The organism is Dactylosporangium sp. CS-047395, assembly GCF_050942185.1.
Taxonomy (GTDB): domain Bacteria; phylum Actinomycetota; class Actinomycetes; order Mycobacteriales; family Micromonosporaceae; genus Dactylosporangium.
The window spans coordinates 9486574-9499124 of sequence record NZ_CP192015.1 but is presented as its reverse complement, the minus strand read 5'-3'; the positions used below and the strand labels follow the sequence as shown (position 1 = coordinate 9499124).

11 protein-coding genes and 1 pseudogene are annotated in these 12551 nt (G+C 72.5%); 8 read left to right on the top strand and 4 right to left on the bottom strand.

Translation table 11 applies throughout. The features are described 5' to 3' along the window. Window positions 1–160 precede the first annotated feature (160 nt). Together ACQP00_RS44420 and ACQP00_RS44415 are read left to right on the top strand one after the other, a co-directional pair. Window positions 161–739 carry a GDSL-type esterase/lipase family protein gene (locus ACQP00_RS44420; protein ID WP_433209041.1) on the top strand — a complete coding sequence of 193 codons (579 nt, stop codon included), beginning with the start codon at window positions 161–163 and terminating at the stop codon, window positions 737–739. Between the two features lie 243 nt (window positions 740–982). Then, entirely contained in the window at window positions 983–2110 is a 1128-nt protein-coding gene (locus tag ACQP00_RS44415) for a glycosyltransferase family 4 protein (protein WP_433209038.1), read from the top strand. 526 nt (window positions 2111–2636) lie between these two features. On the opposite strand, the gene ACQP00_RS44410 is transcribed toward ACQP00_RS44415, so the two are convergent. The 3 genes from ACQP00_RS44410 to ACQP00_RS44400 all read right to left on the bottom strand — a co-directional run bounded on the left by ACQP00_RS44410 (window position 2637) and on the right by ACQP00_RS44400 (window position 6911). Beyond that, complete coding sequence (locus tag ACQP00_RS44410) at window positions 2637–3305, bottom strand: response regulator transcription factor (RefSeq protein ID WP_344610478.1); 669 nt, start codon at window positions 3303–3305, stop codon at window positions 2637–2639. A 33-nt stretch (window positions 3306–3338) separates the two neighbouring features. Beyond that, complete coding sequence (locus tag ACQP00_RS44405; RefSeq protein ID WP_433224216.1) at window positions 3339–4907, bottom strand: sensor histidine kinase; 1569 nt, start codon at window positions 4905–4907, stop codon at window positions 3339–3341. A gap of 213 nt (window positions 4908–5120) precedes the next feature. Then, window positions 5121–6911 (bottom strand): AMP-dependent synthetase/ligase, encoded by a 1791-nt coding sequence (locus ACQP00_RS44400; protein WP_433209035.1) that lies wholly within the window; start codon window positions 6909–6911, stop codon window positions 5121–5123. A 133-nt stretch (window positions 6912–7044) separates the two neighbouring features. On the opposite strand from ACQP00_RS44400, the gene ACQP00_RS44395 reads away from it, so the two are divergent. From ACQP00_RS44395 to ACQP00_RS44370, 6 genes and pseudogenes are all read left to right on the top strand, one after another. Then, window positions 7045–7488, top strand: a complete 444-nt coding sequence (locus ACQP00_RS44395) for an SRPBCC family protein (protein WP_433209032.1) — start codon at window positions 7045–7047, stop codon at window positions 7486–7488. Further along, window positions 7485–7793: pseudogene (locus ACQP00_RS44390) on the top strand (hypothetical protein); the annotation flags it as partial. The gene ACQP00_RS44395 and the pseudogene ACQP00_RS44390, both read left to right, overlap by 4 nt. Window positions 7794–7837: 44 nt before the next feature. Further along, complete coding sequence (locus ACQP00_RS44385) at window positions 7838–8782, top strand: ROK family glucokinase (RefSeq protein ID WP_433209029.1); 945 nt, start codon at window positions 7838–7840, stop codon at window positions 8780–8782. 12 nt (window positions 8783–8794) lie between these two features. Then, window positions 8795–9466: an endonuclease/exonuclease/phosphatase family protein gene (locus ACQP00_RS44380; RefSeq protein WP_433209026.1), complete on the top strand. Its 672-nt coding sequence runs from the start codon at window positions 8795–8797 to the stop codon at window positions 9464–9466. An 18-nt stretch (window positions 9467–9484) separates the two neighbouring features. Continuing rightward, window positions 9485–10897 (top strand): flavin-containing monooxygenase, encoded by a 1413-nt coding sequence (locus ACQP00_RS44375; RefSeq protein WP_433209023.1) that lies wholly within the window; start codon window positions 9485–9487, stop codon window positions 10895–10897. An 11-nt stretch (window positions 10898–10908) separates the two neighbouring features. After that, window positions 10909–11700, top strand: coding sequence for an alpha/beta hydrolase (locus ACQP00_RS44370; protein WP_433209020.1), 792 nt, complete (start codon window positions 10909–10911; stop codon window positions 11698–11700). Between the two features lie 4 nt (window positions 11701–11704). Here the strand turns inward: ACQP00_RS44370 and ACQP00_RS44365 are convergent, their stop codons facing one another. Beyond that, a complete protein-coding gene (locus ACQP00_RS44365; RefSeq protein ID WP_433209017.1) occupies window positions 11705–12532 on the bottom strand; it encodes a DUF308 domain-containing protein in 828 nt (275 codons plus the stop codon). Window positions 12533–12551: the final 19 nt, after the last annotated feature.

The following is a 12551-nucleotide window of genomic DNA, read 5'->3' as shown; positions in this document are numbered from 1 at the left end:
CGCGGGTGTTCTGTGTCGTGTGGTCGCGGCATCTCGTTGCCGCACGATCGCGGTGCCCCCGTCAGCGAACATGCGAAGAATCTCTCGCCTGGGGGGTGCCGGGGGCTTGAGTCCGGGTACCCAGTCGCGCTAGGTACCGTCACTCAGATCCAATGGAGCCATGTCGTCGGATCTGCGCGTGTGCTTCCTCGGGGACTCCTTCGTGGCCGGGGTCGGCGATCCTCAATGCCTGGGCTGGGCGGGCCGGTTGGCCGCGTTGAGCCACCGCCGGGGCACCCCGCTGACCGCTTACTACCTCGGCGTACGCCGCGACACCTCGGCCGACGTCCTGTCCCGCTGGGAGGCCGAGTGCACCCCGCGGCTGCCCGACGGCTGCGACGCGCGCATCGTGGTCTCGTTCGGGGTCAACGACACCGTGCAGGGTCTGGCGGCGGCCGAGTCGCTGCGCAACCTGCGTACGCTGCTGACCGCCGCCGCCCCGCTGCCCCGCCTGGTCGTCGGGCCGCCGCCGGTCGATGACGAGCCCGCCAACCGCGCGCTCGCCTCCCTGGACGAGGCCTTCGCCACCGCCTGCCGCGAACTGCGCGTGCCCTACGTCCCGACCCTCCCCGCCCTGGTCCGGGACCCGGCCTGGATGCAGGAGGTCCGCGACGGCGACGGCGCCCACCCGGCCGCCGCCGGCTACGAAGCCCTGGCCCGCCTCGTCGCCCCGGCCTGGATCAAGTGGGTTGAGGGCTGAGGTCCGCGAAGCGCTCGCCTCGTCGCGTCGGCCTGGATCACGTGGATGGAGGCTGAGGTCCGTGAAGCGCTCGCCTCGTCGCGCCGGCCGGAGCAAGTGGGCTAAGGGCAGAGGTCCGTGAAGCGTCCGCCTCGTCGTGCCGGTCTGGATCAAGTGGGTTGACGGCTGAGGTCGGTCCGGTTCAGGTGGGTTGAGGGCTGAGGTCAGCGAAGCGAAGGACGGGGGCAAAGCTAGAGTCGCCGGGTGGCGACCTCACTGCTGATCACCAACGACTTTCCGCCCCGGCCGGGTGGGATTCAGCAGTTCGTGCACAACCTGGCGGTTCGCCAGCCGGGGGATGACGTGGTGGTTTATGCGTCGACGTACGCGGGGGCCGAGCAGTTCGATGCCGCGCAGCCGTTTGAAGTGGTGCGGGAGAGCACCGGGATGTTGCTGCCCACGCCGAAGGTGGCTCGGCGGGCGGCTGAGATTGCGCGGGCCCGGGGATGTGAGCGGGTCTGGTTCGGGGCGGCGGCGCCGCTCGGGTTGCTGGCCGAAGGGTTGCGGCGGCGGGGCGGGATCGAGCGGGCCGTGGCCATCACGCATGGGCATGAGGCGGGGTGGGCGGCGCTGCCCGGGGCGCGGATGTTGCTGCGGCGGATCGCGCGGGGGACGGACGTCGTCACGTACCTGGGGGAGTACTTCCGGGTTCGGCTCGCGCGGGCCATCGGGGGGCTCACCGAACTTCAGCAGCTTGCCCCGGGCGTGGACGTCGACGCCTACTCGCCGGGTGTGGACGGGTCCGAGGTGCGGAAGCGGCACGGGCTCGATGGGCGGCCGGTCGTGGTCTGTGTCTCGCGGTTGGTGCCGCGCAAGGGGCAGGACGTGCTGATCCGGGCGCTGCCGAAGATCCGGGCAGCGGTGCCGGGTGCGGCATTGCTGGTGGTCAGTGGGGGGCCGTACCGGGCGACGCTCGAGCGGCTCGCCCGCGAGCACGGCGTCGAGCGCGATGTCGTGTTCACCGGGGCCGTGAGCTGGGGTGAGCTGCCGGCGCACTACGCCGCCGGGGACGTGTTCGCGATGCCGTGCCGGACCCGGCGGCGGGGGTTGGATGTGGAGGGCCTTGGCATCGTGTACCTCGAAGCCTCCGCCACCGGCCTGCCCGTCCTCGCCGGGGATTCGGGTGGAGCGCCGAATGCCGTTCGGGAGGGCGAGACCGGCTTCGTGGTGCCGGGGCGGTCCGTCGACGCGGTGGCCGATCGGCTGATCACGCTGCTGCGCGACCGGGAGCTCGCCGCCCGCATGGGTGCCGCCGGGCGCGCCTGGGTCGAGGCCGAGTGGCGCTGGGAGACGCAGGCCGCGCGGCTGCAAGCGCTCCTCGACGGAAAGTAGCCACACCGCCCCACCCGCCCCGCATCGAAGCAGCCAACGCAAGCGGGCAACGACGCGCGAGACCGAACCGTGCGACCGAACCGAGTGAGCGAAGCGCGTGACCGAGGCGCGTGACCGAGACGCGTGACCGAGACGCGTGACGAAACCAGGCGACGGAAGCGTGCGGGCCGAAGCGCGTGGGGCGAAGCGTGCGGGCCGAAGCGCGTGGGGCGAAACCGGGCGGCGGAAGCCCCGACCGATGCGCGTGGTCGAAACCGGCGACCGAAGTGGTCAAGGAACGCGGCGGCGAAGAGGGCAACGGGGAAGCCCGGGGAATGAGCGTGCGATTCGGGGAGCGATAGGCGGTCCGTTCCTGCACGCGCTTCTTGCACAGGAATGTCCGTTCGGCCGAGCGCATTCTGCGGCAACGGCCCACGCATTCCGAAATCGGCGGCCGGAAACCGGAGCGGGGGATGGAAATGGCGCGGCCGGCTGCCCGGGGGTAACGGGGAGCCGGCCGTACGCGCGATTCGGGGGTGGAAAAGCCTTAGAAGCTGGGGGCGTCGGGGGCTTCGAGCAGACCGAGGCGGAGCGCGGTCATGAGGGCCTGCGCGCGGTTCGCGGCGCCGAGCTTCTCGTAGAGCTTGGAGATGTGGGTCTTCGCGGTGGACTCGGAGACGAACAGCTGCTTGGCGATGCCGGCCACGCTCATGCCGTCGGCCAGCAGGCGCAGGACCTGGCCCTCGCGGGGGGACAGCTGCGGGCCGCTCGGGGCCAGCCGGCGCTTCATGGCCTCGGCCAGGTCGGCGGCGGTGAAGGCGCTGGGGGCCGAGGCGGCGTGCCGGGCCGCGGCCACGACCTCGTCGGCCGGGGCGGTCTTGGGCACGAAGGCCGAGGCGCCGGCTTCGAGGGCGCCGAAGAGCTGGTCGTCGCCGGCGTACATGGTCAGCACGACGATGCCCATGCTGTTGCTCGTCTTGCGCAGGGCGCGGGTGGCCTCCAGGCCGCTGCCGTCGGGCAGGCGGAGGTCCATGATCACGACGTCGGGCTGCAGGGCGCCGGCCTGGCGGATCGCCTCGGCGGCCGTGGCGGCCTCGCCCACCACCTCGAACTGGCGGTCGCGCTCGAACGCGTGCCGCAGTCCTCGGCGAATCAGATCGTGGTCGTCGACGAGCAACACTTTGGTGCGGGTCGTCGGCGTCGCGGTAGTAGACATTCCCGGTGCTCTCTCCCTCTGGGTGCCTTCACGCTACCGCGCACGCGGTGCGGTTCCGAGCACAACCGCCACTGTGGTCCCATTCGGCACGCGTGGCGTGATCTCCAACCGGCCCCGGATACGTTCCGCCCTCTCGGCCATGATCGCAAGACCATAGTGACCGTCCGGGCGGTTCTCACCGATGCCGCTGCCATCGTCGGATATTTCTACCTGAGCGAACGGAGGATCGACCGCGCACGTTACCCAAAGATTCTCCGCGCCGGCGTGTTTGCGCGCGTTGGTGATCGCTTCCTGGGCGATGCGCAGCAGTTCGGCCTCGACGGCGGCGGGCAGCCGGGCGGTGGTCTCGTCGAGCGACAGGTGCACGCGCAGGCCGGCCGACGCGCCGACGGTGCGGGCGTAGTCGGAGATCGCGGCGGTGAGCCCGCCGTAGCGGTCGACCTCGCTGCGCAGCTCGAACAGCGACAGCCGCAGCTCCGTGATCACCCGCGTGACCTCGGCCCGCAGGATGCGCAGCTCCTCCTCGGCCGCCTCGACGTCGGGCAGGGCGGCGACCGCGTTGTCGATCCCGTACCCCACCATCACCAGCTCCTGCGCCACCCCGTCGTGGATCTCGCGGGCCAGCCGCTGGCGCTCCTCGGTGGTGGCCAGGGAGCGGACCTCGTCGAAGAGCAGGGCCGCCTCGAGCCGCAGGGCCGCCGGGCCGGTCACCGACTGGACCTTGGTGACGGTCGCGGGCGGGTAGGCGCCGGGGGAGTCGGATTCGAGCACGATCAGCCCGACGGTGCGCACCCCGGCGATGAGCGGCACCGCCATCGAGGAGATGCTCTGCCCGCGGGCGACCGAGCGGGCCTGCGAGCGGCCGGAGACGACCGGCTGCTGGGTGGCCCAGGCGTCGGCGACGGCGCTCTCGGTGTCCAGGGCGGTTTCCCAGTCGAGCCGCTCGACGCCGGCCTGGGCCAGCACGACGAGCCGGCCGCCGCCGCTGCCGGACAGCACGGCGCCGCGGGTCGAGGGCACCATCGCGCGGACCTCGTCGAGCAGGTGCTCGGCCAGCCCGCCCGGGTCGAGGGTGGCCCCGGGCAGCTGGCGGGCGACGCTGCGCAGCTGGGTCAGCAGCCGGGTCGCCTCGGCGTAGGGCTGGGGCTGCTCCTCGGGGCGGCGGGCGAGCAGGACCCGCTGCAGGATCGTGGTCAGGTAGGCCGCGACACCGGCGATGAGCAGCCACTGCGCGCCGGCCGCGAGGTAGTCGCGCTCGTCGAGCCGGCCCTCGACCCCGCCGCCGACCGCCAGCAGCGCGGCCGCCGCGACCAGGTAGGCCCCGGCCATCCGGCGGCCCTCGGAGAGCGCGGCGGCGACGATCGGCACCGGGAGGTACACGAGGAGGGCCTGGGCATCGCCGTTGAGGGTGGAGGCGGCGAACGCGGTGATGAGGACCTCGGCGGTGCGGCCGAGCCGGGCCACCTCGTGCGACTCGGGCGCCACGGTGGCCACCACGGCCGCGGCGAGCAGCAGCGCGAGCCAGAGCAGCTCGGCCGGGCGCACGTCGCCGTCGGTGAGCACGAGGACGGCGGCCAGGGCCAGCAGCAGCGCCCGCACCACGACGATCGCCCGCTGCGCCTGGGCGGCCGAGGAGGCCGAGGACGCGGAGGCGCGCTCCGGGCCGCCGCCGGTCCGGGCGGGAGCGGCCGCGGTGGTCGTGGTGCCGCGGGCGGCGGGCAGGTCGGTCAACAGCATTCCCTTCCAGCAGGCAAGCCGATCACCGGCGGGTCCCCGAAGACGTAACCACGGGACGGGGCTACACGCGACCCGAGGTCAGCGCTCGTAGATGGCGGCGATGTCGCCCTCGTGCTCCTTCATCACGACGTTCCTCTTCACCTTCAACGACGGAGTGAGCTCTCCGGTCGCCTCGGTGAAGTCGCGGGGGAGAATTCGGAACGCCTTGATGCCCTCGGCCTTGGACACCGCCTGGTTGGCCTCGTCGATCGCCTTCTGCACCTCGGCGCGCAGGTCGCCGTCGTCGACCAGGCTCTCCATCGCGGCGTCGGCGGGCTTGCCGTGCTCCTTCTTCCAGGCCGGCAGCGCGTCGGGGTCGATGGTGACCAGGGCGGCGATGAACGGCTTGCGGTCGCCGATCACCATGCACTGGCTGATCAGCGCGTGGGCCCGCACCCGGTCCTCGAGCACGGCCGGGGCGACGTTCTTGCCGCCGGCGGTGACGATGATCTCCTTCTTCCGGCCGGTGATCCGCAGGAAGCCGTCGTCGTCGAGCTCGCCGAGGTCGCCGGTATGGAACCAGCCGTCGGCGTCGATCGCCTCGGCGGTGGCGTCGGGGTTGTTCCAGTAGCCCTTGAAGACGATGTCGCCCTGCACGAGGATCTCGCCGTCGTCGCCGATGCGGATCGTCACGCCGGGCAGCGGGCGGCCGACGCTGCCGATGCGCACGCCGTTGTCCCGGTTGGCGTTGGTCGCCGGGGAGGTCTCGGTCAGCCCGTAGCCCTCGTAGATCGTGACGCCGATGCCGCGGTAGAAGTGCGCGAGCCGCTCGCCGAGCGGGGCGCCGCCGGAGATGGCCCGCGTGCACTGCCCGCCCAGCGCCGCCCGCAGCTTGCTGTAGACGAGCCGGTCGAACAGTGCGTGCTGGGCCTTGAGCAGGAGCCCGGGCGAGGGCGCGGCGCTGTAGTCGATGGCCACCTTCTCGGCCCGCTCGAAGATCGAGCCCTTGCCGTCGGCCTGCGCGCGCTGCTTCGCGGTGTTGTAGACCTTCTCGAACACCCGGGGCACGGACAGTACAAACGTGGGCTTGAAGCTCTTGAGCATGTCGGCCAGGTTCTTCGTGTCGGCCGTGTGCCCCATGGTGGCCCGGGCCTGCACGACGCCGATCTGGATCAGCCGGGCGAACGAGTGGGCCAGCGGCAGGAAGAGCAGCGTGCGGGCGCCCTCGTTGAACAGCGAGCGCAGCTCCGGGATCGCGTTGACGATGTCGGCCAGCATGTTGCGGTGCGTGATCATGCAGCCCTTGGGCCGGCCGGTCGTGCCGCTGGTGTAGATGATCGTGGCCAGGTCGTCGGCCTTGGTCGCGGCCCGCCGGCGCTCGACGTCCTCGCGGGACACCGCCGCGCCGTCGCCGGCGAGCTGCTCGATCGCGCCCGGGGTGCCGTCGATCTGCCAGACGTGGGCCAGGGCGGGCGCGCGGTCGCGGATGCCGTCCACGGCCTCGCGGTGGGCGTCGGTCTCCACGAAGCAGGCGACCGCGCCGGAGTCCTCGAGGATCCAGGCCACCTGCTCGGCGCTGGAGGTCTCGTAGATCGGGACGGTGACCGCACCGCAGGACCAGATCGCGTAGTCGATGAGCGTCCACTCGTAGCGGGTCTTGCTCATGAGCGCGACGCGCTCGCCCGGCTCGATCCCGGCCGCGAGCAGGCCGCGGGACAGGGCGATCACCTGATCGAGGAATTCCGCGCAGGTCACGTCGAGCCAGCGGCCGCCGTCCAGGCGCTGGAACTGCACCGTGGCGGGGGCCACGGCGGCGTTGTCCCAGACCGGGTCGGTCAACGTGGCCGTGTCGGCGACGGTGACCGCGGCGGGGACGGAGAACTCGCGCACGTCCGGCTCCATTTCGACTCGGATTCCCGTATCGGAAACCTACCGGTAGGTCGCCACCGTCGCACAGGGTGCCCACACCCCAACAAAGACGCCGACGCTTCACGCGGGACGCGGCAGAGGTAGCCTGCCACGCATGGCCGACACTTCGACGCAGTCGATCGTCATTGACGCGCCCCCGGAGCGGGTCGCCGCGGTCATCGCCGATTTCGCCCACTACCCGGAGTGGGTGGCGGCGGTGAAGTCGACCGAGGTGGTCGAGGAGTACGAGGACGGCTACGCCAGCCAGGTCCACTTCGTGCTCGACTCCGGCCCGGTGACCGACGAGTACACGCTGCGTTACGAGTACGCCGAGGACCTGAGCCGCATCGAGTGGAGCCTCACCGCGCCGTCGAAGATGCAGAAGCAGCAGGACGGCTCCTACGACATCAGCGTGAACCCGGACGGCACCTCCACGGTGACGTATTCGCTGTCGGTGGAGCTGGCGATCGGGATGATCGGCATGTTCAAGCGCAAGGCCGAGAAGATGATCATGGACACCGCGCTCAAGGAGCTCAAGCGGCGGGTCGAGGGCGCATGAGGGACCCCCGCGAGGAGGCCGAGCGCCTCGTCGCCGCCGCCCTCGCCGCCGTGTCCATGGCGGCCAACAGCACGGCCGGGTTCGCCACCGGCTCGGCCGAGTGCTGCGTCTGCCCGCTGTGCAAGGCGATCGCCGCCGCCCGCGATCCGGATCCCGACTTCGCCGAGCGCCTGGCCACCGGTGCCGGGGACGTCGCGGCCGGCGTGGCGTCGTTCCTGCGAAGCTTCGCCGAGAAACCGGGCTTTGCCGAGAAATCGGGCAAACCGTGGCATGACGCCACGCGCGAAACGTCAACCACCGACAGCGACGTCGCAGAGGATTGACCCCAGAACGAGAGGAGCTTCCCGCAATGGGGCTGACCATCGGCGTCGACATCGGCGGAACCAAGGTGCTCGGCGGTGTCGTCGACACCGCGGGCGACGTGCTCGTGCAGACGCGCCGCGACACGCCCGCGCAGGACCCGGGCGAGACCGCGGAGCGGATCATCGACGTGATCAAGGAGCTGTCGGCCGCCTACGAGGTGGAGGCCGTCGGCATCGGCGCGGCCGGGTGGGTCGACGCGACCCGCTCGATCGTGCAGTTCGCCCCGAACCTCGCCTGGCGGGACGAGCCGCTGCGGGACAAGATCCAGCAGGCGGTCGGCCTGCCCACCGTGGTCGAGAACGACGGCAACGTGGCGGCCTGGGCCGAGTTCCGCTTCGGGGCCGCGCACGACGCCGACGACTCGATGGTGCTGTACACCGTGGGGACCGGCATCGGCAGCGGCATCGTGCTCGGCGGCCGGCTGATCCGCGGCGCGAACGGCGTGGCCGGCGAGATCGGGCACACCACGATGGTGCCGGGCGGCCACCCGTGCGGCTGCGGGCGGCAGGGCTGCCTGGAGCAGTACACCAGCGGCAATGCGCTTGTCCGTTTTGCCCGTGCGGACGCGAAGGCCCGGCCCGAGGCGGCCGCCCTGCTGCTGCAGGAGGCCGGCGGCGACCCGGACCGGATCCAGGGCCCGGCCGTCACCGCCGCCGCGCGCCTGGGCGATCCCGTCGCCATCGGCGCGTTCGAGCAGGTCGGGCGCTGGCTCGGGGTCGCCTTCGTGGACGTCGTGCAGACTCTCGACCCGCAGGTCATTGTGGTCGGCGGCGGCGTGAGCGAGGCCGGCGACCTGCTGCTCAAGCCGGCCCGGGCCAGCTACGAGGAGCAACTCTCCAACCGCGGCCGCCTTCCGGTCGCCGAGATCCGGCCCGCCCTGATGGGCAACCTGGCCGGGGTGGTCGGCGCGGCGGACCTCGCCCGTATGTAGGGACGAACAGGCATGACGAAGATCAGGGTGCTGTCGTACAACCTGCACGGCCTCAAGGACGACCGGCGCGCCCTCGCCGCGGCCGTGCGGGAGGCCGCGCCGGACGTCGCGATCCTCCAGGAGGCGCCGCGCCGCTTCCGGTGGCGGCAGAAGTCGGCCGGCCTGGCCCGCGAGCTGGAGCTCGTGATCGCCGGCGGCGGCCTGCCCGCGCTGGGCAACCTGATCCTCGTCAACCTGCGGGTGCGGGTGGTGGCCGAGTGGAACCTGCGCTACCCGCTGACCCCCGGCCGGCACATGCGGGGCGCCGCCTTCGCACGGTGCCGCGTCGGCCGGTCCACCTTCGTCGTCGCCGGCTCGCACCTGTCGACCGACCCGGCCGAGCGGCCGCACCAGGCCGAGCTGCTCAAGCGGGAGCTGGACGTCCCCGAGCCGCTGGTGTTCGCCGGGGACCTCAACGAGAACTCGGGCGGCGGAGCCTGGCGCACGATCGCCGACGGGCTCACCGACGCGGCCGGGACCGACGAGCGCCCGACGTTCCCGGCCGGCGCGGCCCGGGAGCGGCTCGACGTGATCTTCGCCGACCCGCGGATCACCGTCGTGCAGTACGACGTGATCGACACCCCGCAGACCCGGGCCGCCAGCGACCATTTCCCCGTCGTCGCAGACCTGGAAATCACCGAATAATTCCGGCATGATGCCGCGGTGAGCGCTGACGGTCGGTTCGATGATCTCGCCGGGAACGCGACCCACTGGCGCGACGGCGAGCCCGTGTACGACCGCGGCGACACCGTGTGCGTGATCGGGGCCGGCGGCACCGGGCTCACCACGATCAAGAACCTGCGCGAGGCCGGGTTCGGGGTCGACTGCTACGAGCGCGAGACCGGCGTCGGCGGCGGCTGGAACTGGCGGCACGACCGCAGCCCGGTCTACGCCAGCACCCACCTGATCTCCTCCAAGCCGTTCACGCAGTTCCCGGACTTCCCGATGCCGGACGACTGGCCGGACTACCCGCACCACTCGCAGATGTTGCAGTACTTCGAGCGCTACGCCGACCACTTCGGCCTGCGCGAGCACATCTGGTTCGGCACCGAGGTGGCCCGCGTCGAGCCGGCCGAGGACGCCGCGGGCGGCCCGCCGCGCTGGGACGTCACCGTGAAGGGCTCGCGCGGCGGCGCCCCGCGCACCATGCGCTACGCGGCGGTGGTCGCGGCCAACGGGCACAACTGGGCGCCCAAGATGCCCGAGTACGAGGGGCTGGCCGAGTACCGCGGCAAGGTCATCCACGCCAGTCAGTACAAGGACGCCGCCCAGCTGCGCGGCCGCAAGGTGCTGGTGATCGGCGCGGGCAACTCCGGCTGCGACATCGCGGTCGAGGCGGCCCAGCAGGCGGCCAAGTGCTGGCACTCGACCCGGCGCGGCTACTGGTACGCACCCAAGTTCGCCCTGGGCCGCCCGGCCGACCAGGTCAACGACAAGGTCCTGGCGATGCGGCTGCCGACGAAGGTGCGCCAGTGGCTGCTGCACCGCACGATCAACATGACCGTCGGCGACCTGACCCGCTTCGGCCTGCCGAAGCCCGCGCACGGCATCCTCGAGATGCACCCGCTGGTCAACAGCCAGCTGCCGTACTACCTGGGGCACGGCGACATCGTGGCCGTGCCGGACGTCAAGCACTTCGAGTCGCACGAGGTGGTGCTGACCGACGGGCGGTCGATCGACCCCGACCTGGTCGTCATGGCCACCGGATACCTGCCGAAGTTCGACTTCCTCGCCCCGGAACTGCTCTCGGCCGACGCCGCCGGGCGCCCGCGGCTGGCCCTGCAGATGCTCTCCCGGACCCACCCGACCCTGGCCGTGGCCGGGCTGCTGCAGCCGGACTCGGCGCTGTTCACGCTCTCGCACTGGCAGGCCGTGTTCATCGCGCAGTGGCTGCGGGTCCTGGACGCCGCGCCGGACCGCGCCCAGGCCGTCTGGGCCCGCCTGCGCACCGAGGGCGACCGCCGCTACACCCAGGCCAAGGTCACGGAGTCCACCCGGCACTGGTTCGAGGTGAGCCATTTCGTGTACCTCAAGGAGCTCGAGAAGACCCTGCACGAGCTGGAGGCGGTCAAGTGACCACCCGTGTCATGCGGTCCGACGAGTGGTCGGACCCGCCGAAGCCGGTGCGGCGCGAGATCCTCGACGCCCAGCCGCCCGGGCCGGCGGACCCCGCGGCGACCCCCGTGCTGTTCGTCCCGGGCTACGGCCACGGCGCGTGGGCCTTCGCCGAGCACTGGCTGGAGCACACCGCCCAGCGCGGTTTCCCGGCGTACGCCATGAGCCTGCGCGGCCACGGCGGGTCGGGCCCGGCGCCGGAGGCCCGCCTGCGCGACTACGTGCACGACGTGACCCAGGTCGCGGCCGGCCTGCCGCGCCAGGCGGTCCTGGTCGGCCACGGCGCCGGGGCCCTGGTCGTGGCGATGGCCATGGCCCGCTACCCGGTGCGGGCAGGCGTGCTGGTGTCCCCGGTCTTCGGCGGGCTCGGCACCGCGTTCGGCCTGCTCGGGCGCAACCCGGGCGGCACCCTGCCGGGGATCTTCGGGGGCCGGGTCACGCTGAGCCGCGAGCAGCTGTTCAGCCGCACGCTGCCGGGAAACACGGCACAGTCGTACGCCCAGCGCCTCCAACGGGTCCCGGGCGGCGCCCAGCGCCAGCTCATCGCCCGGCACGAGCCGGAGCCGCCGGTCGGGCGCCCGCCGGTGCTCGTCGTGGGCAGCCCGGACGACCGGATGGTGGCGGGCTCCGCGCTGGAGTGGGTGGCGCGGCGGTACGGCGGATCGCCCCTGCTCTTCCCGGGCATGGGGCACGACCTGATGCTCGACGCCCGCTGGCAGGAGCCGATCGATGCGATCGCGGACTGGCTCAAGCAGGTCGCGTGAACACCTAGACCCGGGCGCCGTTGTCCGGGTCGTCGTCCTCGTCGTCGCCCGGGCGCAGCCGCAGCACCAGGGTCACGAACCCGGCCAGCACCCCGGCGAAGCCCAGGAACAGCGTGGTCTGCGAGCCCAGCGGCAGCAGGTCGGGCCAGAACAGCAGCACCAGCCCGGCGGCCAGGGCGATGATGGCCACCACGGTGACCGGCGCGACCCGGGGCAGCGGCGGCGGGGGCGGGGGCGTGTAGCCCTCCTCGTCCTCCACGTCGTCGGGCAGGTCGTTGCCGAAGGTGTCGAGGCTGTCCAGCAGCGAGCGGTCCACCGCGTCGGACGGGCGGCGCAGCGACGTGCGCGGGGCCGGCTCGGTGTCCATGTCCGGGGCGGCGGTGCTGGAGGAGTCCAGGTCCTCGGCGGCCGGCCACGGCACCGCGTGGGTCGGATCGACGGTCGTGTGGAAGCCGGCCACGATCGCGGCGAACGCGTCCTCGTCGGACTGGCTCGGCGGGGTGGTGCCCTCCAGCGGTACCGCCGCGGTGGTCTCCCCGGCCGGCGTGTGCTGCTCCGGCACGGCCGTGGTCAGCTGGGCGAGGTAGTCCCGCGCGGTGGCGAGATGGTCCCGGTCGGCGTAGAGCCGGTCGGTCGGCCGCGCCGGCAGCGTCGTCGTGCGCGTCAGCGGATGCAGATCCGAGGCAGGCTGGAGGTATGCCGCGATCCCGCCCTCCGCGAGCATCTCCAGCAGATGCTCACCGACGCGCGGGTCGACGTCGCCCACGACCGCGTACTCCTGCGCCACCAGGCCGTTGTCCCGCCGGCCGCGCCGCGCCCCACCCCCTGGCACAGCTCGCCCCTCCCCGCGG